16 protein-coding genes are annotated in these 22,703 nt (G+C 43.0%); 10 read left to right on the top strand and 6 right to left on the bottom strand.

Annotated features, from left to right (window positions below; all coding sequences use genetic code 11):
• The first annotated feature begins 151 nt into the window (after nt 1-151).
• Nucleotides 152-661, top strand: coding sequence for a peptide-methionine (S)-S-oxide reductase (locus tag OQJ75_RS13645; RefSeq protein ID WP_265973791.1), 510 nt, complete (start codon nt 152-154; stop codon nt 659-661).
• Between the two features lie 124 nt (nt 662-785).
• Here OQJ75_RS13645 and OQJ75_RS13640 read toward each other — a convergent pair whose 3' ends face one another.
• Nucleotides 786-2,402: a polysaccharide lyase 6 family protein gene (locus tag OQJ75_RS13640; protein ID WP_265973792.1), complete on the bottom strand. Its 1,617-nt coding sequence runs from the start codon at nt 2,400-2,402 to the stop codon at nt 786-788.
• Between the two features lie 85 nt (nt 2,403-2,487).
• The gene (locus tag OQJ75_RS13635; RefSeq protein ID WP_265973793.1) at nt 2,488-4,260 is read right to left on the bottom strand and encodes a sodium:solute symporter family transporter; all 1,773 of its coding nucleotides are present in this window, start codon (nt 4,258-4,260) and stop codon (nt 2,488-2,490) included.
• A 509-nt stretch (nt 4,261-4,769) separates the two neighbouring features.
• Here OQJ75_RS13635 and OQJ75_RS13630 point away from each other — a divergent pair.
• The 4 genes from OQJ75_RS13630 (at nt 4,770) to OQJ75_RS13615 (ending at nt 10,124) form a co-directional block, all read left to right on the top strand.
• Nucleotides 4,770-5,381 carry a toxin-antitoxin system YwqK family antitoxin gene (locus OQJ75_RS13630; RefSeq protein ID WP_265973794.1) on the top strand — a complete coding sequence of 204 codons (612 nt, stop codon included), beginning with the start codon at nt 4,770-4,772 and terminating at the stop codon, nt 5,379-5,381.
• 428 nt (nt 5,382-5,809) lie between these two features.
• Nucleotides 5,810-7,363, top strand: a complete 1,554-nt coding sequence (locus tag OQJ75_RS13625) for a methyl-accepting chemotaxis protein (protein WP_265973795.1) — start codon at nt 5,810-5,812, stop codon at nt 7,361-7,363.
• Between the two features lie 751 nt (nt 7,364-8,114).
• The gene (locus tag OQJ75_RS13620; protein ID WP_265973796.1) at nt 8,115-9,374 is read left to right on the top strand and encodes an alginate lyase family protein; all 1,260 of its coding nucleotides are present in this window, start codon (nt 8,115-8,117) and stop codon (nt 9,372-9,374) included.
• A gap of 75 nt (nt 9,375-9,449) precedes the next feature.
• A complete protein-coding gene (locus OQJ75_RS13615; protein WP_265973797.1) occupies nt 9,450-10,124 on the top strand; it encodes an oligogalacturonate-specific porin KdgM family protein in 675 nt (224 codons plus the stop codon).
• Nucleotides 10,125-10,263: 139 nt separating this feature from the next.
• Here the strand turns inward: OQJ75_RS13615 and OQJ75_RS13610 are convergent, their stop codons facing one another.
• The 3 genes from OQJ75_RS13610 to OQJ75_RS13600 form a co-directional block, all read right to left on the bottom strand.
• Nucleotides 10,264-10,980: a 3'-5' exonuclease gene (locus OQJ75_RS13610; RefSeq protein ID WP_102326547.1), complete on the bottom strand. Its 717-nt coding sequence runs from the start codon at nt 10,978-10,980 to the stop codon at nt 10,264-10,266.
• Nucleotides 10,980-12,842, bottom strand: a complete 1,863-nt coding sequence (locus tag OQJ75_RS13605) for a DUF294 nucleotidyltransferase-like domain-containing protein (RefSeq protein ID WP_265973798.1) — start codon at nt 12,840-12,842, stop codon at nt 10,980-10,982. Before OQJ75_RS13605 ends, OQJ75_RS13610 begins: the two co-directional genes overlap by 1 nt.
• A gap of 284 nt (nt 12,843-13,126) precedes the next feature.
• Nucleotides 13,127-13,846: a FadR/GntR family transcriptional regulator gene (locus tag OQJ75_RS13600; RefSeq protein ID WP_248371769.1), complete on the bottom strand. Its 720-nt coding sequence runs from the start codon at nt 13,844-13,846 to the stop codon at nt 13,127-13,129.
• Nucleotides 13,847-14,188: 342 nt separating this feature from the next.
• On the opposite strand from OQJ75_RS13600, the gene OQJ75_RS13595 reads away from it, so the two are divergent.
• From OQJ75_RS13595 to OQJ75_RS13585, 3 genes are all read left to right on the top strand, one after another.
• Nucleotides 14,189-14,965 (top strand): SDR family NAD(P)-dependent oxidoreductase, encoded by a 777-nt coding sequence (locus OQJ75_RS13595; protein ID WP_248390249.1) that lies wholly within the window; start codon nt 14,189-14,191, stop codon nt 14,963-14,965.
• A 175-nt stretch (nt 14,966-15,140) separates the two neighbouring features.
• The gene (locus OQJ75_RS13590) at nt 15,141-15,863 is read left to right on the top strand and encodes a FadR/GntR family transcriptional regulator (protein WP_265973799.1); all 723 of its coding nucleotides are present in this window, start codon (nt 15,141-15,143) and stop codon (nt 15,861-15,863) included.
• Nucleotides 15,864-16,010: 147 nt separating this feature from the next.
• On the top strand, nt 16,011-17,378 hold the full coding sequence (locus OQJ75_RS13585; RefSeq protein ID WP_265973800.1) for an MATE family efflux transporter: 1,368 nt from the start codon (nt 16,011-16,013) through the stop codon (nt 17,376-17,378).
• A gap of 221 nt (nt 17,379-17,599) precedes the next feature.
• On the opposite strand, the gene OQJ75_RS13580 is transcribed toward OQJ75_RS13585, so the two are convergent.
• A complete protein-coding gene (locus tag OQJ75_RS13580; protein WP_265973801.1) occupies nt 17,600-18,637 on the bottom strand; it encodes a polysaccharide lyase family 7 protein in 1,038 nt (345 codons plus the stop codon).
• 526 nt (nt 18,638-19,163) lie between these two features.
• Between OQJ75_RS13580 and OQJ75_RS13575 the strand changes: the two genes are divergently transcribed.
• Nucleotides 19,164-20,024, top strand: a complete 861-nt coding sequence (locus OQJ75_RS13575; RefSeq protein WP_265973802.1) for an oligogalacturonate-specific porin KdgM family protein — start codon at nt 19,164-19,166, stop codon at nt 20,022-20,024.
• A gap of 192 nt (nt 20,025-20,216) precedes the next feature.
• Nucleotides 20,217-22,025 carry a hypothetical protein gene (locus OQJ75_RS13570; RefSeq protein WP_265973803.1) on the top strand — a complete coding sequence of 603 codons (1,809 nt, stop codon included), beginning with the start codon at nt 20,217-20,219 and terminating at the stop codon, nt 22,023-22,025.
• Nucleotides 22,026-22,703 lie beyond the last annotated feature (678 nt).

The following is a 22,703-nucleotide window of genomic DNA, read 5'->3' as shown; positions in this document are numbered from 1 at the left end:
TATGAGCCTGTTTTATATACGGTTCTATCACGTATTTAAGCATGCTCCAAGCTATTGAATGCTTGAAGCCGCAACAGTTTAGGCTGCCTATAAGTAATCTACATTTATCAATTAGAAGCTAGCAACAAATACAGAGAGCTCAAAGAGAAGTATGGAACAAATTTATTTAGCAGGCGGATGCTTGTGGGGTGTGCAAGAGTTCATCAAGTATGTGCCCGGTGTGATCAGCACAAAAGCAGGCCGCGCCAATGGTAGCTCCCAGCCAACAGAAGCCGAGGCATCAAAAAACGATGACACCCAAAACGCTTATGATGGCTACGCAGAGTGTGTGCAGATTGAGTTTGACCCGAGCATCATATCGGTCACGGTTCTGATGGAACATATGTTTGAAATCATCGACCCATACAGCGTAAATAAACAAGGTGTCGATGTGGGCGAAAAGTATCGCACCGGTGTTTACAGCACTGACGCTCAACACTTAGCGGAAGCCGTGCGCTACATTGCATCACGTGAAGACGCAGACCGAATCGCTCTAGAGGTTTTGCCATTAACCAAATACGTCGCCAGTGACGATATCCATCAGCATCACTTAAGCCACTTTCCTGAAGATCATCACTTATGTCATATCCCTTGGGATCTGCTGCATAAATACAAATCTTAGTTTGAGCTTCCAACCTAGCTTCTAAGATATTTAGCCTAGAATCTAGAACCTAAAAGCCCCAGAACGCTGACACGCTCTGGGGCTCGTTTTTATCGTTGCCAGTTAAAACTGACTTTATTCAGCGTTACTTCTTTGTGTTTTCAAGCACGTAATCTGGACCTGCTGTTTCAGCCGTTACCACTGCCAGTTTAGACACATCTGCACCTTCACCTTGGTAAGCATTCATGCCGTTTTCTACCGCTACTTTTGGTAGTTCTACCGAATAGCTTTCAATCAGCTCAGAATCCGTCACTTGACCCACGTAAGTTTCGTCTGTGTAAGTCGCACCCACTAATGGGAAGTCGTGAGTTGCACGCACACTTACAAACTCAGGTGATTGCGAGTTATCAACCACGTTGTGTTTGAACGCCACATCAACACCAGCATAAATGCCTTCCACTTCTGCGTTATCAAACAAACTTACACGGTGGCTTTGGTTGCCGTAAACAATGCCCCACTCAGTATCGACTAAAGAGTTATTCTCGATCGTGATGTTTTTCGGTGTCCACTGCTTGTTAAGCTCTTTGCCTTTCACCGATTGATCTAGCTGCTCACCATTCGCTACGTCGATGATGCCCGTGTTAATAACAATGCCGCCACGTAGGTCAGCGTTGCCTTCAATCAAGCCATCGCGGCCTCGAGTGTTTGCAATGTAGTTGTTACGAATCACATGGTCTTCATCGTAGATACGGACGCCGCCCGTTAGGCGCTTTCCATTACCAAGAATCATGTTGTTCTCAACCGTGTTGCCTTTTCCGTGACGCAGTGAAATAAGCGCTGTGCTTTGGAAAATAGTATTACCTGAGATCGTGTTGTCGCCCGACTTAATCGAGATAAGCTCACGCTCACCATCCATATCGATCATTAGGTTGTTCACGAACTTAGAACTTGAATCCCACTGTGAAGCTTTAGAATCACCAATACGGATCGCTTCCCAGCTGTTGCCGTTGTAACGAATCGCTTCTTTGATGTCGAATTCGTTGAACTGGTTAGGCTTTTGGTCCATGAAGATGTTATTTGCGATCAGGTGGTTGTCAGCTGTGTCATCTTTTTGTACACCAATCAAAGTGCCGCGTTTTTGCTTACCTTCGAAACGGTTGTTGATGACTTTGCCGTCTTTACCCCATAGAGAAACCCAAAGGTACTTTGGATACTCAGAACGACGCTCGTCTGGCTCGTACGTGTAATCGTGGTTGAAGTAGTAGAATGTTGAGTTTTGAAGCGTATTGCCATTACCCATCATACGAACTGCACCAAAGCGTTCGTTAGGACCACCTTCAGTAAATACCAAGCCATCAAGTGTGATGTCATCGCCTTTCAGTTCAAACTGAATCAAACCAGTGATCCAAGCAGAACCTGCTTGCTCAGCCTTGATAGTGATGTCATTCGCCGTAATCGTCACTTGACCTAAGTTCGCGTATTTACCGGCAGGGATCACCACTTCGTCGCCATCTTTTAGGTTTTCAAATTGTGCTTTAAGCGCGGCTACTTGCTCTTCTGATGCAACGTTTATTGTATTGCCATCCACCTCAGTTAAGCGGTCACTACTCAATAAGTAACTACGGTCGATTTCGCCAATAGCAGGCGTAGCTTGTTCAGCGACACTGACTACCGGTGCTGTTTTTTCTTGTGTTGTACAGCCTGTTGCAAAAGCGAGCGTGAACGCGCTAATAATGCTTACCGATAATAGTTTTTTGTTCATCGTACATCTCACGTTAAAGTTTGGATTATAAAAATGACGACCACCCATTTAGGTGGCCGTGATGTTATTTAGGATGCGTATTAAATTAGCCTTCGGCTGGAGTCACTTCGTCTTGTTGCTCGACTTTGTCATCGACTGCTTTAACAAGTAACAGACCAACAGAGAACACAATCAAGCCACACAGAACGAATACCATGCGTCCCCACATTGGGTTTGGCAGTACAAACATAGTCATTACGCCCACACCCGCTACCGCGATAAGTGAACCCAACATACGACGTTGCTTGTTATCCAGTTTCTTCTGTTCATTACTTTCAGCAACTAATGGTGTCGCTAGGTTGTTGAAGAACTTGTCTACGTCTTTCTCACGGTGCGCCGGTAATGGCTTGTAGAACAGCGTTGAAAGAACAAAGAAGCCAGCAGTAAATATGATGTGACCGATAAGACCGATAGCCACTTTCAGGTCAGACCATTCACGGCCTGTCAGTTCATTCAAACCGAACCAGTTTTGGATCATGTCCGCTGTGATAACGAAACCAACGAAGTAAGAAACCACACCACCTACAACTAGCGTGCCCCAACCTGCCCAATCCGGTGTTTTACGGATGAAGAAGCCACAGAATGCTGGAATCGTCATTGGGAAGCCGATCAATGCGCCCACGTACATCATGGTGTCGAAAAGGCTCAAACCTTTAAGAGAGTTGATGAACAGAGCAACCAAGATGATTGCAATACCGAAGAAGGTAGACGTTAGCTTAGAAACAACCATTAGCTCTTTCTCTGTCGCTTTAGGGCGAAGAATTGGCTCGTAGAAGTTCTTAACAAAAATACCTGAGTTACGGTTTAGACCAGAGTCCATTGAAGACATAGTCGCAGCAAACATAGCGGCAATCAGAAGGCCAACCATACCTGCAGGCATGTATTCTTGAACAAAGTAAAGGTAAGCGAAGTCAGCGGCTTTGCTGCCAGCTTCTGGGTAAGCAGCGGCTAAATCAACACCTTGACCAGCCATGAACCAAGAAGGCATGAACCAGATGATTGGACCAAGCGTCATCAGTACACAAGCAAGCAGTGCTGCTTTACGTGCGTTGTTTGAATCTTTCGCAGCAAGGTAACGGTAAGAGTTAAGCATGTTGTTGGTAATGCTGAACTGCTTTAAGAAGATGAACACAGCCCAGATGCTGAAGATGCTCATGTAGTTCAGGTTATCACCCGTAATGAATGAATCTGTTGGGAAGTCGTTAACGATCTGCGTAACGCCGCCACCGTGGTAAATAGCAACCACAGCACACGTCACCGTTACCGCCATGATGATAACCATCTGCATAAAGTCAGATGCGATTACCGCCCAAGAGCCGCCCGTTACTGACATCACCAATACAACCAGACCCGTTAGGACAATCGTCGTTGTCATATCAAAGCCGAAGATACCTGATGCGATGATCGCAAGGCCGTTCAACCAGATACCTGCAGAGATAACGCTGTTTGGCATGCCAGACCAAGTAAATACTTGCTCATTCACCTTACCAAAACGCATACGAATCGCTTCAATTACCGTCACAACGCGCAGTTGGCGGAACTTCGGAGCGAAGTAAAGGTAGTTCATTAGGTAACCGAATGCGTTCGCGATGAAGATAATCGCTACGGCAAAGCCATCGGTAAAGGCTTTACCTGCTGCACCAGTAAATGTCCAAGCACTGAACTGGGTCATAAATGCGGTTGCACCTACCATCCACCACAGCATATTACCTCCCCCACGGAAGTAATCACTTGTCGTACTTGTAAACGTTCGGAACATCCAGCCTATCGCAATTAAGAATAGGAAGTAGATGCCAACTATCAGGGTATTGAGTTCCATCGTTAGACCTTTTATTTATGTTTTTTTGTTGAGGTCACTATAGATAGATGGCAGTCATATTTGTACTACAATAATCCAAATGCGTGACATTGATCTTACAGTCTGACACTCAATTAATCATACAAGTGATCGAGTTCAAAGTTGCACCACCTAGGAGCGTAATTCCTCAAGTCAGTGCAGTTATCCGCACTAAATCTCGACCAAAATCCCGAAAAACATGAACAAAGTCTCTAAAAATCGAAGAATAATCGTTAAAAACTATTATTCGTCACGATCAAAGCTCAAAGATGAACAGCAAAAGTATCGTTAGATATAATTTATAAAAATGAATGAAACCAACACATTTGTAGTACAAATAAGATTGAGAATTTGCTTTTAAAAGTTCCCTATACTAGGCAGCCAATAATGAAAACTTGAAAACCACTATTAGATACTGACAGGGATACACGGAAGTGAAATGCTTTTAACACACCCGTTACACTTTCCCCGTCCAATAAAAAGGTGTCATTATGAAGAAATACGTTCCAATCTTAATTGCTCTTAGTACGGTATCTTCTATGAGCTATGCAGCAACACCACGTGAAGATGCTGTTGACTACTTACAGATGCGTAAAGGCGTGGCTTACCAAGTAAACCATTCAAAACCCTTCACTGGTCAATTTGAAGAGAAGTTCGATAACGGCCAAGTCGCGACCCAAGCTCAGTTTGCCGATGGCTTAGAACTTGGGCTAGAAACTAACTGGTATCCGAATGGCCAAGTCGCTTCTAAAGTGAATTACATAAAAGGTGAACTGCAAGGCAAAGCTGAAATCTGGTATCCAAACGGACAGAAAAAAGCAGAACTCAATTATAAAGACAATGAACTATCAGGCACCGCCTCTCGCTGGTATCCCAATGGGGAACAAAGCCTGACAGCTGAATACAGCGACGGACAAAAAGATGGATTGGTAACGGACTACTACCCGAACGGTAACAAGGCCAGCCAAGCGAAGTTTGATGAAGGTGAAGTTGCGAACGGAAAACTTACTCGCTGGAATACTAACGGTGACAAGGTTGAAGAACTGACCTTTAAAGACCACAAAGTCACCTCTAAACAGGTGTGGATGCCTACAGAAAGCTAAGCATCAAGAACTGCTCTCATAGAGCTCTTTGATATAGCTAAACGCCTGTTGCTAAAGTCTACAGCTACACGCCTGCAACTAAGCGACAAGAGAAGAGAAACGAACATTCATGTGATTAAGCGTGAATGTTCGTGGCTTTTTCACTTGCTCTTTTCGCTATCCCTTCCCCCATCACTTTCTTCCAACTTTACCTCTCCCCCTTCACTGCTATTTACGGCACTCCATCTAGTGATAAAACAATCATCAATAGTCATTGAAAATAATAAATATTTAACTTGCGCATAACCTTTCCATAAAATACTGTAAGCAAACGTTTCCGTTGCGAGTCAGATCTCAATTACCGACCTCGTAAGCTATCTACACGCAAATAAGAGAAACACGATTCCAAATACGTTGTTGAGTCATATTGTTTTGCTTTGGTGCCACCTATGAAAATTAAAACCTCCCTTTTTAGCCTCGCTTGCTTGTCGATTGTTTCTTTATTGATTGTTGTGTCATTCACAGAACTGGCCAATCTAAAGTTAATCAAACTTGAGAAAACGCTGATCAAAGTAAAGTCACTCGAAGTTTCGATGCTTCAACTGAATCGAACAGAACTAGAGTTTCTAATCACTCATGACAAAAGCCTCAAACCTGAATTCTCCAAAGAGTATTCACACTTCCAACAGTTGATGAATAACTTCTCTGTTTTACTTGAAGAGTCAGACATAGCGGTGCCTGAGTTAGAAAAGCTCAATCGAGAAGTGAAGCAATACAACAAAGACTTTTCCTTGATGGTAGACGCGATAGACCGCAACCCAGAAAAGGTCAGTGAACTGAAATCAGAAATGAAAATGCTATTTGAAGATATCATCTCTATATTCACCGGCGTTGAAGTCCGTTTAGAACAACAGGTCGAATCGATTCAACAAACCATTACCACGTTTATTGTGAGCTCAGTAATTGCCGTCACGGTATTACTGATGGCCTTATCTTTTGGGATCTCATCTCGTGCCGCAAAGAAGATAGCCTCATTAAACGCAACTATGTTGCTCGTCTCCCAACAACGTGACTTTACCGTCACAGCGGAAGACAGCGGCTCAGATGAAATTGCTGAGATTGCCAAGTCGTTTAACACCGTACTAGAAGACATTCGCCAACTTGTTGGTCAAGTGCAGGGGTCGATTCAGGAGCTGGGCAACATTTCTAACCAGTTGCAACACGACGGTATCGAAGTGGAAGGCGCGTTGAATAAGCAGCAACAACAAACAGAGAATATTGCGACCGCGATAAACCAGATGGGCAGCAATATCCAAAATATGGCTACCAATAGTGAAAACGCGTCATCAAATGCACAAACCAGCTTCGCCACCGCGAATGATGGCCTGAACGATGTAGCCTTCACCAGAGACACAATCAATACCCTTTCAACCGATCTCGTGAGCGCGAGTGAAGAAGTGAATCGTCTTTCTGTTCATTCCGAGAAGATCAATACCGTGCTAGAGGTGATTAAAGACATTGCTGAACAAACCAACCTACTCGCTTTGAATGCCGCCATTGAAGCAGCGCGCGCTGGAGAACAAGGTCGTGGTTTTGCGGTCGTCGCGGATGAGGTGAGAACTCTGGCAGGCAGAACACAGCTTTCAACCGAAGAGATATCAACCATTATTCAAGGGGTTCAAGACCAAACCCAAATGGTGGTTAACACGATTCAAAATTGTTGTGAGAAAGGGAATACCAGTGTCGACTCTTGTGAGAAGGCACATTCAAGAATCACATCGGTTATCGCAGATATGGAAACCATACTAAATAACAGTTTAGAGGTATCCAATGCCATGAAGGAGCAAAGTGAGGTCACATCAGAGATCATCGAAAACGTAGATGCCATCAAGCAACTGACAATGACGAATGTGAAAAGTGCTTCAAAAAACGCAGCTTCTGCAACTTCAGTAGTGGAACAAACAGACTCACTTGAACGTGCTGTCATCAACCTAAAAGCCTAGCTCTCAGGCCGAGACTTAAACGCTTATTGAGCCTCAAACTACTCTCTACTCAAATTTAAGATAAAAAAAACGCTCATGTTGCCTGTATCAACATGAGCGCAAGGGCAGATCTTCGACTACCATCTCCTACCTTTCTAAAGGAAAGCAGAAGTTATAATTAGAATAGTTGGGAGCAATAATCAAAATGCTTTCGCAAGCACTTCAACAATTTCTTCTTTGTCGCCGATTAAAACAAGGGGTAACTATTCGAACCCTGTTCATTCCTATCGGCTCATATTTATATAGCAGGCTATGTAACTGCCTTACCTACTACATTTCAAACCTTCTCTGCTTGAGCTTCAAATCACCTCAAGCAAATGCCTCATGCTCTTAAAAAAGTTGGTTTTAATCTATTTAGCTTCAAGACCATTCTTACTTATTCGGCTTCACACCGTCAGTTCGTGTAATCAACACAGCAAAGTTATGTGTTGCTACAGAAAGTTAGTAAATAATAATGTATTACAAATAAAAATGACATATAAAGATTAATTTTTTTGCTGTAGCGCACATTTATTGACGAACAAAACCCTTAAAAATCGTTATTGGCAAACAAATAAATCACCTAAAATCATCAACTTATCAGGTTTAACTAACTTTGTAACCCTTTGTAAATAGTGGTTTTATCCCTACAACACGATCCAATTCACAGATCATCACTCCTCGAATCGTTAGCATATTTGTATTATTTTAATTCAAAACAAAAGGCGTAAATATGAAAGCCCCTCGACTCCTACATCTTGCTGCTTGTATTGGTGCTATCACCTTCGGTTCTCAAGCTATAGCCGCTGAATTCGTTTTCCTCGATGAAGCAACATTAGAAGCGAACCGCACTCTTCTTCAGTCAGATAAAGCTTCTGATTCAATGAAAGATGCTTACACCAAGCTGATTGAAGAAGCAGAACTAGCAATGAACGATGGTCCTTTCAGCGTTGCTGATAAAGGCATGGTTCCACCAAGCGGCAGCAAAAACGATTACATGAGCATCAGCCCTTACTGGTGGCCTGATGAATCAAAAGAAGACGGGCTTCCGTGGGTACGCCATGACGGAAAAACCAACCCAGCATCAAAAACTGACGAAACTGACTCAAAACGTATTGGCCACTTCACCCGTTCTGTTCGCGCATTAGCGATCGCCTACTACTTTAGCCAAGACGAAAAATACGCTCAGCAAGGTATCGAATATGTAAGAACTTGGTTCTTCAATGAAGATACGAAGATGAACCCGAACGTGAACTACGGACAAGGTGTACCTGGCGTTGCTGAAGGTCGCCGCGGTGGAATCATCGATACCAGAACACTGACTGATCGTATGCTGGATTCAATCGCCATTCTGTCTCAATCACCAACGTGGACTGAGTCTGATGAAACGCAAATCACTCAGTGGTACAGCGAATACCTAGATTGGTTGATCATCGATGATTTATCTGGTGGCCCTAAAGGCGAAGCTTACGCAGAAAACAACCACGGCACTTGGTACGACTATCAAGTAGCAGGTGTTTCTTACTTTATTGGTAACGACGCACTGGCTAAGCAGATGGTTCAGAAAGGCAAAATGCGTATCGACACACAATTCGAGAAAGACGGCTCTCAGCCTCACGAAATCGAACGTACACGTGCTTATCACTACCACTACTTCAGCCTAGATCCATTGGTCGGTATGGCTCAGATCGGTGACAAAGTCGGTATCGACCTTTGGAACTACACAAACAAAAAAGGGGGCTCTTTAGACACAGGCATTCAGCTAATGGCTGACTACAACGACCTATCTAAAGAGTGGCCATACACACAAAAAGATGAACGTCGTCGCGTTGAACGAATGACTCCGCTTTACCTGAAAGCCGGTGTTGCTATGGAAAACCCTGAGTGGGTGAAACTGGCAACAGAGACTGATTTCAGCGAGTTCACGGTTAAGAAGAACCTAGCGGAAGTTTGGGCTCAACGAGACGTAGAGCTGCTTTACCCACAACTTTAATCCCAATACGACAAGGGGCTCAATGTCAGTCCCTTAAACAACCATTTTTTATTTAGATACAGTGGAAACAATAAAATGATAAAAAACAATAAGATTACTTTAGCGATCGTAGCAACTCTTTTTGCTGGCAGTGTTTCTGCCGCTTCACTTGACGCACGCCAAGAGTACAAACATGGTTCTGAAGACTGGGCAAGCCGTATCAAAATGAGCGGTTCTGTAGACAACCACTTCTTTGGCGCTGAAATGAAGCAAAAAGGTAAGCCTTTCTCTGAGTGGGAAGCAGCGGACAACGAGTTTGAATACGGCTACAAATTCAAAATCAGCGATCACTGGTTAATCCAACCAAGTATGCCAGTAACATTTGGTTCTGATAGCGTAACCTACAAACCACAAGTACGTGTTCAATACTCTTTCGATTCAGGTGTAAAAGCGAAGCTTCGCTACCGTCACGAGTTCCGTGACTACACCTCTGATTCTTCAAACGACAACAAGAACCGCAGTAAAGTAACAGGTAACATCGATTACAACTGGAATGCTTGGCAGTTCGGCTTCGAAGCTAACTACGCAGAAGACTTCATTGATAATGAGTGGACTGGCGGCGGCGGTGCTGACAACGAGTGGGATTACAACCTTAAAGTGGGTTACAAAGAGGCTGACTGGAGCTGGCGTCCATACGTTGAGTTCGGTAACGTTCAAGACAGCCGTGACCGTCAACTGCGTAGCCGTGTAGGTATCACTTACAGCTTCTAAGCAGTAGGCTACATGAAAAATCTAAGATAATTACTGTCCTAATTTTCTAAGACCTAAACAAAAGCCAGCTTAATCGCTGGCTTTTTTATGTTTTCAAATCAGGTCATTCACCATGATTCGAATACGCTAAACGACTGCCCTAGTGACTGATCCGATATAAAAAGGAAAGTGTCACTTCATCGTTAGGCACTACTCGCTTCTGCTGAGCTAACAACAATTCTGCTGTTGAGACTGCATCCGCTAACGCATTGTGGCTGTTGTACTCGGGAAGCCCATACCTGTGTCGCGTACCCGCTAGAGTTAAATCCACTTCTTCATGGTTGCTGATCGCTTTCTCCATACTCTTCTCAATACATAATGTATCTAGCCAAAGTAAAGGCAACTGCCTTAAGCCATAACATCTTAATAGATACTGGCTAATGAACTTCTCTTCGACCACACAAGCGTGCGCGACGATGATCTTACCTTTCGCTGCTTCGAAAAAAGTGAGCATCGCATCATGAATGGATGCGCCCTCTTCCAACATCTGTGGTGTTATGTGGTTAATCACCGCGGTTTCAGCGTTGATCTGAGAATCATTGTTCAGATAGATATGCTTGGCCGACGCTAAGTCTATTCGCCCTTTGACCACATCGACCCAACCCATGGACAAGATAAGATCTTGCTCACTGTCTAAGCCTGTGGTTTCAAGATCCAACACGATATAGTCGCTGTCTTTGGCCAAGTCCGTCATTTCAGGGCAAGGTTGTTCAACAAGATCGTGTAACGCTTCTGGCAACTTAACCGTATTCAAATACTGCTTACGCTTACGTTTAATTCGTTCAAGCGGGTGAAAGTAGTTCAACAAAGCTTTCATTAACGCGCTCCGAAACGAATTTTCGCCGCTTCTTGAAGGTCAGCAATGATCCTAAAGGCATCTTTCAAGTGCTTACGTTCAAAGCTGCCAAAACTGTCTGGGTTGATGTTGTTGTCTGGCACTTCACCATTCTTGAGGGCTTCGAGCTGATGGCCGAAACGGAAAGACAGAATGAACTGATACGCACCAAGGATGTTCTTGAACGCGTCATCACTCAACATGCCTTTTTCATTGGCTGCAGCAAAGCGTTCATCGGTTGCTGACAAATCACATTCCACCGCTAATCCGTAAATACGCGCAAGATCGATAATCAAGTTGATGGCGTACTTCTTCACATTGAGTGTTTTCTTATTCTCACCCGACTTCTCGAGTACCAAGCTATTGAAGATGCCCAGTGGTGGGTTGGTGTTCACCGCGTCTTTCACTAGCGTGCTTAAAAACTCACGGTTACCGCGAATATTACTATGCAATTCATCACGAAGAATGCCTTCGTACTCACTGTTGCCATAGATAGTACGAATTTCTAGGAACACACTAATGTTAAGCAAGCGTTCGTACTCTGGGTTAGCTACCCACTTCTTGTAGTAATGCTTCCAAACGCTGAGTGGCTGACACCATTTTGGCGTCGCGGCCATAAATTTGCCTGGACATAATGGGTAGTCACAGCTTGCTAAGCCGTTGGTCACCATCATCGCTAAGTGTTTGAAGTAAATACGGTCACTGTCTGTTGCATCGTCGGCCAGTACAATCGCGCTGTCTTGATCCGACAACATGTGGACTTCGTTACGCGCGTGCGATCCCGCTACGATCCAAGAGAAATCACACGGCGGTGGGCCTAACTTATCAATCGCTATCTGAATCAACCGGCGAGTGTAGGCGTCCATAATCATGGTCATTACTTTGCCAACGGTTTCAGGGGCAACCTTGCCTTCCACCAGCGCTTCAAAAATAGCTTGGCGCTCTGAAGTGAAAGAAGACATAGTTTTCACGCTGCCCGCGTATTTAATCTTCTCAATCAAGAAAATCGCTTGAACACGGTGGTTTTGAACCAAATGAGACGTAGTAAGAAGACCAACGACTTTATTCTCTTTCACAACGGGTAAGTTACGGATATTGAATTGCATCATGATAGACGCAGCATGCAGCACGAGATCATCCGGTTTTACCGTAAGTGGAGAGTGCGTCATTACCTCAGAGATCAGGCTATCGGTACTGACACCATGGGCGATCACTCGCTTGGTCATGTCTCGGTCGGTGATCAAACCAACAATGGTTTCACCTTCATAGATCACAGCACATGGCGAGCGTTGATGAAGCATTTCAACCGCAACTGATTGGATGCTTTGCTCAGACTTAACAATCGCCACCTGCCCGCTGGCCACTTCCTCAACCTTACGAATGAACAAGCCTTTCTCTTTATTTGACCAGACCACGTCCAGAGCCGATTTTAAGCGAACCTGCGCCTGTGAAGCAAAGTGTTCAGCGCAACTTGGAAAAGCTTTGAAAAGCGTTTGAAGTGCTGAGTGTGGAATCACATAAAGCAAGGTGTTCTCGATTGCGACAGCTCTATAGCCTTTTTCGTCGTTGACTTCAGAATCTAAGAACGTAAAGCCGAACAAATCTTCACTGCCTAGACGAGCACGAAGCACACCATCCGATTTTCGTTGCTCCATAGAGCCCGTTCGAATGATATAGAGCGATTTTTCCTTCCCCGACTCACACAAATCAACCACATCTCCCTTGCCGAGATAGGTAATTTGCACGTTAGAGGCAAGTTCGCGAAGTGCTTCTTTAGGGATCTTATCGAATGGGTCGATTTGACCTATGAATTGAAGAATATTTGGCAGTAGAGACTGGGGCATAATCACACTCACAATAATTTAATTAGTATTATTATATAATTTAAAATACTGGTTGCTAGTGCTTTTAACGAAACAGCAAATAATAGATTAAATATTGGACATCAATCAGGTTTTCATCAAATTTGGATGCAAAAAAAGCACGTATCAAACGTGCTTTTTGGGAGGTCACTGCTGAAATTAGCTCTTGAACAACCGTAATTTTAACTTTGACTATCCTAGTTTTACCAGAATGACCTCTCGTCAATAATGCAAAACTATCAAAGCTAAAATAACAATAAAAACAATTAGCTAGCGGCTGGTAGCCTGTGGTTTGTTTCCAATAAATGACTTGCTGACGCATGGCGCGCTTTGTCACTATTACCTGCCATGATTGCTTCATAAATCTGGCGGTGTTCGTTAATACAAGTACTTCCCTCTTCAGAAGAGTGAGAAATAAAGTTAACAAACATCGTGGTTAAGATGTTACCAAATGGAAGGTAGAAGTCGTTACCTGTTGCATTGAAGATCAAACTATGGAATTTCATATCAATATCTAACCAACGTTCTTGATCAAGAGTTTCTTCGTTAGAGATTTCTACCATTTGTTGGAAAATACCCGATAGTTCAATGCGTTGTTCCGCACTCGCGAACTGAGCGGCTAAAGCACACGCTTCTGGTTCAATCGCTCGGCGTAAGCCCAAAAACTGATGACAGAATTGGTCTGTATCGGCCAAACCGTCCATCCATTCGATCAATTGTGGATCTAAGAAGTTCCAGTACGCACGGTCAACAACGCGAGTACCAATCTTGGGGCGAGATTCTAATAGGCCTTTTGAAGTCAGAAGCTTAACGGCTTCTCTTAATGCTGTTCTACTGATACCAAATTGCTCACACAGAGCCATTTCACCAGGGATAATAGAACCTTGAGGCAAATTGCCCGACAAAATACCACGGGCGATTTCACGTGCAACTTGCACATGAAGGCTTCGCTTAGAGCCTGAAATAGAATTGAAAGAGCCAGCCATGTGTCTACTTACTTATTAGATATGTATTATTTAACCCGGACTATAGCACTGATTTATATCTGCACCAACTCAGTATAAGAATAACGTGAGGTCACTCCTGATATACTCTAGAGCAATATTTCACTCACCCAACACCTATTAAGCACATAAAACCCCTCCTGCCCATTAATTCATACAAATAGTTCTTATTTACACTTTTTGAGTATGCGTGAACTCACAAAACCACTCTTACTCTCACTATTTCTGTCATTAATGATCGGTTTTGAGATGAACATCCTTGAATACAGCAAGTGTTATTGTATGATTTATTGACGCAAATAATCTACAATATAGGCGACTCTGATGTTTAACGATTTAAAAGGCAAACGCATTCTAATTACTGGCTCGACCGCTGGTATGGGCTTAGCTACCGCACGTATTTTTGCAAAGTACGGTGCAAAGATTGGCATCAATAGTCGTGCTTTTAGCCCAAAAGTCGATGACGTTATTACGGAACTCACTGCACTGGGTGGCGATGTTGCATTTTTTCCTGCAAACCTAATGGACACATTAGAGTGCGAAAGGTTGGTCAAAGAGTTCACTGACCATTTTGGTGGCATGGATGTATTGATCAACAACGCAGGTGGCCTTGGTGGTCGCGCCAACCTAGAAAATATCGATGATGAATTTTATGAGCGCGTAATGAACCTCAATGTTCGTTCTGCACTGATGACAACCAAGTTCTCTATCCCCCACTTACGCGCTTCTGCTGTTGAGTCGGGGCAAACATCGTGTGTTATCAGCACGGGTTCGATTGCTGCTCGCGAAGGTGGCGGTGTGGGTGCTGGCATCTATGCAGCTTCAAAAGCGTGGTTACACGACATTCACCGTAACTGGGTGAAAGAGTTTGCGAAAGACAATATCCGTTTCAACATTGTTTCTCCTGGCACTATCGATACTGCATTTCACGATGGTAAAAGCGACGAGCTGAAATCGAACATTGCTAGCAACATCCCAATGGGACGCTTTGGTAATATTGATGAAGTTGCCCCTTCATTTGCTTTCTTTGCATCGCACGCTTGCAGCGGTTACATCACAGGTCAAATCCTAGATGTTAACGGCGGACAAATCACACCTTAGTTAGCTGGTTTGTATAAGCTCACTCAGCGATTTAAGTTCGCCACACTATATAAAGTCAACAGACCCTAGTAGATGAGGGAAAACCTCACACTAAATTCGACGTATACACTGACATTAAACGCCAGATTCGTCTGGTTTTTTTTTGTTTTTAAAGTTTCAATTTCAGGTGGTTTAAATGTCAATATTTACATTGGTGGAAGATTCAAGCCGCCGAATTCATGTTCAAGTGGCGAGGCAAATTGCTCGCAAGATCTTGTCAGGCGAGTTAGAAGAAAATCAAAAGTTACCCAGCGAAATGGAGTTGTGCGATATCTTTGGCGTGAGCAGAACTGCCCTTCGAGAATCAACCAAGTTACTTTCGGCAAAAGGATTGATCGAGTCAAAGCCGAAAGTGGGCACTCGAATCAAACCAAGAACGCAGTGGCACTTCTTAGACCCGCAATTGCTATACTGGATTCAAGACTTAGAAGATACCAAGCCTTTCTTGTCTCAATTCTTAGGCTTAAGAAAAGCGATTGACCCGGAAGCGTGCGCACTGGCCGCAACCAACGCAACTGTCGAGCAGCGCAAAGAGCTTTCAATTCTTTTCCAAAAGATGACCATTGCAGCAAACAACTTTGATTATGAAGAGTGGACAGCTAACGATCACCTGTTTCATCAAACGATTTTCCTATCAACAGGTAATCAGTTCTACATTCCGTTTGCTAACATTTTATCGACGATTTTCAAGCAATTTATCGACCATTCAGCCGAAGGCGGTCGCTTCTGTTTGGAAGAACACAAAGCGATTTACGACGCGATAATGTCAGGAAATGCCAAGCAAGCTCGTATTGCTTCTCAAGCTTTGCTAGACGATGAGAACCAAAAGCTGTCTCGGGTTGAACTCGCCATGGCATAACCAAGATCTACCAACTGACACGTGTATCTCAATACACGAGTCAGTCACATTTTAGCGTCCAATTTTTTACTATCCATACCGTAGTGTTTAATCTTTAAACCTTGAAGTCGGGTCATCTCAAAGAAAGCTCACGGTTATACACATAAGGTGTTGTTTGTGTCTTCGCAATCGTACGTAAGGAAAAACTTCTCTCTCGCCTGGCCCCTCGCCTTAAACGCATTACTGATGCAGTCGATGTTGATGATCGACACACTATTGGTTTCTCCGCTTGGTGAAATCCCTTTAGCTGCAATGGGGATTGCGACGACTATCGTTGCTTTTGTGCTAGGAATTCAAATGGCGCTGGCAAACGGCACTCAGCTAGTATTAAGCCGCGCTGTGGGCTCTGGCATCGCCGCGTCATTATCTAAAGCATTTTGGGCAGGGTTATTTATCAACCTTGGCGTTGCAACACTGTTTTGGCTTCTACTTACTTTTTTCGAACAACCCTTGATTCAAGCATTAACAGATGACACTTCCCTTCATTCAGAAATCAGCCGCTATCTAGATATCTCTAAATACATCGTCATTTTTACAGCATTGACGCAAGTGATCATTGCTTTATTTAATGCGCTAGGCAGAACCAAAGTCCCATTCAAAGGTTACTTAATTGAACTGCCTATCAATGCTGTACTCTCGTATGTACTGATTCATGGTTTCTCAAACTTTGAAGGCATTGGCGTGCAAGGTGCAGCACTTGGTAGTGTCATCGCCATCACAGTTCGTCTTGTGTATTTGATTCTGTGTGTGCATTACGATTCGTCTGTGTCACTGAAGCTGGATACTGAAAAGTCTGAGTTCATTACCAACATCCGCCGTCACTTTATTGAGATATTCCCTGTCGCTGCGAATGTGACCATGCTTTCGATTGGTGCGACGATCTATCAGTTGTTGTACTCACAACTCAATATCAATGCTTACGTGGCGATTACCTTGGTGATGCCGTGGATCCGTGCCGGCACTCAATTCATTACTGCTTGGGCTCATTCCTCAGCGATTACTATCAGCCAAGCGATCGGTTCGAAAAAAATGGATGACCTGACCAAAAACGTTGATACCAGTATTGATGTTGCAGTTGGCATCTCTGTGGTTTGTGCGGTGTTGTTTGCAGGCTTAAGTTTGGTGATTGGCGATATTTACTCAGAGCTTGACGCCTCTACTTATCAAGCTTTGGCTGTTATTGCCCCACTCTACATCTTTTTGCCAATCGTTCGTGGTTACAACACCGTTCACGGTCACGTATTAAGAGCACTCGGTAAAACCACTGACGTATTCAAAATCAACTTTACTGGCCAGTGGGTCATTTCAATCCCACTGTGTGCATTGATTATCTTTGGCTTAGACGGCTCTATCTTTTGGGCATTTGCTATCCAACCATTTGAAGAGATAGTCAAAGCCTTCCCATTCCGTCACTTGGCACGCAAATCTCTTAAAGAGTTTGATGCCAGTAAAGCTAAAAAGTTGATGTATGACTAAACTCGGTATCGAGTTGTCATACTAAAATCTTTCTACTCTTTCTGATTACAACCTTGCCTTTTGACAAAGTTGTATTGTTTTTAGCCGTACGTTTTATTGGTTGGCTTCAATCCACTCTCGCTGATACCCAGCTCATATAAAAAAGACCACTCAACATTCGGTTAAGTGGTCTTCGAAAACATTTGGCTGTGTTTAAGCTAGCCTACTGGTTACGCTAGGTATTATTTACCGTTCAACTTAAGTGCAGAGAAAGTCACACTGTTGTAATCGCCATTCTTTTTATCAACAGCGAAATCACCCGTACCCCCACAACCAGGGCCCCATACAGGGTGAGAATCGCTCACGCTACATTGGCCGTATGCGCCCGCTTTGTAATAGAAATCATCTTCAGCATAACCCGTTGGTGAGTCAAGCTCATCAATGCCCTTGCTTAGGTCAATTTCATACTTAACCGTATCGTGACGCTCTGTTTCAAACGTTAGGTACATCATGGTGCCTTTTACTTCCACTTTGTAGCTAAACTCTTCACCAAGAGCAATCCCCGCGTCACCCGGTTCTGCTGGGTTTTCCCAAGTGTTGCCCCAAACAGGATAAGCGATGTCGGCACGGTTAGGATCTTTCTTCTCTAGGTTACGTTCATAGTTCCAAAATACTGAGCCCATTTCTTGGCCCGGAAACTTCTTGTAGAAGATCTTCAGTGGTTCATTACCGTGGCCGTAACCTGTTTTTGCTTTGATCAAAGCATCATGTTTCTTCGCGTGTATCTGACCAACAACTACCGAGTGAGCCGGGTACTTTTCTGGGTACTTAGCATTAATCGCAACGTGATTCACTTTTAGTGTTGCTTCCAGTGTTCCGCCAACCGCACTGTACTCGCTTGCATCTGGGTGGCTAGATAATGCCCACTGGTTGCCTTTGTCGGCCGTATCGATTGAGAAATCCGCGCCGCGTGGCATCTGGCGTAACTCAGAGCGCGCGTTTTTCGAGTTTTTCGTCGTAATCGCTTGGTTCTGAACTTCAAATACAAGGTTACCGTCTTTATCGAGATGGAAGAAATCACTATGTGAGTAGCTCATCATAGCGACCCCTTCTATTTCATCAACACGACCATCTTCATTAATATCCGAAGGAATCGTTATTTTCCAATTACGCATATCAAACTTATCAGCAGGCACTGGATCAGAAACACCGTTATTTGCAAAAGTAACCATTGGCACAGTCGCTAATAACGCCACTGCTAATATGTTTTTCTTAAACATGACTCATCCTTTATTGTTAACAAATACCAAGTAACACTCTCAGTATAAAAGCTACGTACAAACACCAATTCGTAATAATGACTATTTATTCGACCTAAAAAGAAACAATACAAAAACAAACAACTAACATAACTACAATGACAGTTTTAAAATAGCTAACCTTGAATTTACTGTGTAAGTGATCACACCCATAAACCAACTCTGTAACTTGTATGCCATTAATAGTTATAAATCGAATTATTTGTCTTATTTTAACACATAGATATCAACTAACTTACGACGTTTATAAATATGAGATCTAAGTCATTATCGATTTAGAAAACAGCGTGATAATTGGGATATTCATAGCATTTAGCTATATATTTGGGCGATTATTCAGAAGTTTTTGATAGATCTCACAGAAATTTCACCCGGTAATTAATATCATATTTGTCATACATTAATTTAATACCATGTAAGGTATTGATTTGTGAGCCATGGGTACATTGGATGTATCCAAAATAAAAAATAATAGTGAGACAAAGGTATGAATTCTGTTACAAAAATTGCTGCAGCTGTTGCATGTACTCTTTTAGCGGGCACTGCTACTGGTGCAACACTTGATTACCGTTATGAGTATCGTGCAGCGACTGATTATACAAAAACCAATGGCGATGAAGCTCACGTCGACGCTCGCCACCAGCACCGTGTAAAACTAGGTCATAGTTTCAAACTGTCAGATAAGTGGAAGCACTCAACTGGCCTTGAAGTTAAATTCCATACTGACGATTCTTACTACGACGCAGATTCTGGCGAAGTTAAATCAGCGAACAGTAGAAGCTTCTATGATGGCAATTGGTACATCTACGGCATGGAAGTCGAAAATACCGCAACTTATAAGGTTGATAACAACTGGTACCTACAAGTTGGTATGCCAATCGCTTGGGACTGGGATGAGCCGAACTACAACGACGGCGACTGGAAGATGAAGAAGGTTACGTTCAAGCCTCAGTTCCGTGTTGGCTATAAAGCAGATATGGGCTTAACGACTGCCATCCGTTACCGTCACGAGTATGCTGATTTCCGTAACCACAACCAATTTGGTGACAAAGATTCAGAGACTGGTGAGCGTTTAGAATCAGCACAGAAATCAAAAATCACACTAACGGGTTCTTACAAAGTTGAATCTCTACCGAAGCTTGGTCTTTCTTACGAAGCAAACTACGTGAAATCTTTGGATAACGTACTGCTTTACAACAGCGATGACTGGGAATGGGATGCTGGCTTAAAAGTAAACTACAAGTTCGGCTCTTGGAAACCTTTTGCTGAGATCTGGTCTTCTGATATCAGTTCATCTTCTAAAGATCGCGAAGCAAAATACCGTGTTGGCGTTGCTTACTCATTCTAATAATAAAATAGTCACATTATAGAATAGCCCTCTCCTCTTGAAAATTTTTGGGGCATATTTTAAGCACTTTATTTTAAATAAAAGGATGTTCTAATTAACGTTAGTTTCATCCTTATAAATACTTAAAGACTATTCATTATTTATCTCTCATATGGTTTACATATGGATTTAATATCATAAAGAGAATATTTTATGCAAATTTCTAAAGTCGCTACTGCTGTCGCCCTTTCGACAGGTTTATTATTTGGTTGTAACAGTGATGGTTTACCTATCCCAACAGAACCTACTCCCGATCCTGGTACTCCTACTTTAACTGCGGGTTACTGGCAAATTAGTGATAGTAACTCTAGCTCAATATCTGCGTCATCAAACGCAGACCTTCCAAATGTGTATGTTTTCCAAGAAGACGGCAACCATAAATACTATGACGACGATGACAACTTAGGCACATACACAATTAAAGATGCAAGTGCATCTACAAATAATTATGATGAAGAAGCAGGTACCGTTTCTTTTACTTACTATGAAACAGGATCATCCACTCTTGAAATTTTGGATGGTGTTTTCACCCTAGATGATTCGGGCGCTCTGATAGTTACTGATAATTCTTCAGGAATCAATTACTCTGGTTCAGATCAAACTGAGGTCGAAGGCGTGCAAGATGCTGTCACTGACGCCAATGACCTAGTTGGTATTAACGGCTACGTTCAAATTTTAGATACAAACCATAATGGTAGTAAAACTGACTCAGGAGAGTTACGTTTAAAATTGTCTGACAGTAGTACAGGTGCAACTGTAGATACTATTGCATCAGGAAAAATGACTGTAGACCTAATCTACCAAGTGGACGAAGATACGACACAAGAAGAAAATACCTCAGGTAATAACGCATACATTAGTCTCTTTGCTTCAGGTACATCAAATATCAACCTGCACGGTGAAGTCATTTTCAACGCTGGGGAAATTTTCTACCGTTCTACGGAGGTTGAAGATGGTAAACCTCAAATTTCTGATGAGCCTGTTGGTACTTACACTTTAGGCGAAGACCTAGCTGTTGAAATCAGTTGGACTGACGGTTACTACAGTTTCACAGTGAATGACAACGTATACGACAATGATGGAAACGGTTTTGAATCTTTTGATAAAGCTGCAGTTACTGTCATATCATTAAAGCTTGGTGATACTTCAAACACAACGCATTACGAAATGATCGCGGATAACTTTAAAGTTTACTCACACGACACGACTACTGACGAGTTAGTATTTGAAGATGATTTTAATGGTTACCCTAATGGTCACTCTTTATCAGGTAACCCTTATAATAGCGCCACAGCTGAAGCAACTGTTATTGTTGACGGTGACAGCACTGAACCAGACCCTGAGCCGGGAGAAGTGACAGACAACTTCGATTCTTATACTGTAGGTACGCAGATTGATGTGGCTAACCCTGCATACAAGACAAAAAATGTTGCTGGTGATAAGTCAACTAGTGCCGCTATCAGCGACGATTTTGCCAAGTCGGGAAGCAACTCTCTGCGCCTAGAAGACAACGATTCTGGTACGAAACCGGCAGTAGGTCGCGAGTTTGCCGACGGTGCAGCTACTACTGGTTCTGTTTCTACATCTGTATATATCCCCTCAGCAGGTTATGATGCTGCGACATATGTTTTCTTAGGTTCTAATTCAGACGGTTCATCTGGAGGGCGCTATACTGAAGTGGTGTTTACATCTAGTATGATTAAATTCCGCAACGAAACAGGAAGCCAAGTTGACCTTGCTTCATACTCTAAAGACACATGGGTAGATTTGACCATTTCATGGGAAGGTACAGACATTACCGTCAATGTTGATGGCACAGACTACACTGGGTTAAAGGCTCAAAACTCACTTGATCCAGATAAAGAAACTCCAACTCCTACCGCTCTTACGTTGTATGTTGGTGACAACAGTTCTGTCGCTACATACAGCTACTTCGACAACCTAGATTCAGACTTGTTCTAGCTCTCACTAGAAAAGCTAGGCTCGATTGCTAAATAAAATAAATCCCTATCAACATATTTGATAGGGATTTTTTATTCCTAGCTCAAGAATAAAAAGCAGATTGGCGATTCAGTTAGGCTCTCTGACTCAGCGGAACTTTACTTCATCATTGAATAAGCACCGATGCCACAAGTAAGGAATCGTCGCTGCCTTCCTACTTATTTAGCCCTATCAACGCCCTGTATCTATCATATATAGATAAAAACCCTCAGTTCTATACCCAGCCCACAAATTATTATTCAGCGCCACCGTACCATTACAATCAGAGCATTTACGGCCTGCAAGCAATTAACGCTAAAGCGTATACCCTTAAGCTGTTAGAGTCGTTTGATTATCGACTTGAACCTGCCTATGTATTTCATAGAGCATAAGAGCAAATTGAGTGATGGCCAACCCTACCCTTCTAATTTTGAACGAGTTAGAGCACTATTTATGGCTATTGCTAGGAGCCTTGCTCAACAACCCAAGAGTGGCGTTTCAAGAACAGTACGGGAGTAGTCAGCCGAGCTAACGCTTATTAGTAGACCGCGCACAATAATACGTTCGTACATTGGCAAAGCCTTGAGAACGGAGTCAAAGTTTTCGAGCTATGATAATTCCGATAAACATAACGACATTATTTGGGTTTGAATACTCGAC

Source organism: Vibrio sp. 14G-20, assembly GCF_026241515.1.
Classification (GTDB): Bacteria; Pseudomonadota; Gammaproteobacteria; order Enterobacterales; family Vibrionaceae; genus Vibrio.
Note: the sequence above shows the minus strand (reverse complement) of the source record. Positions and strands in the feature narration are given on the sequence as shown.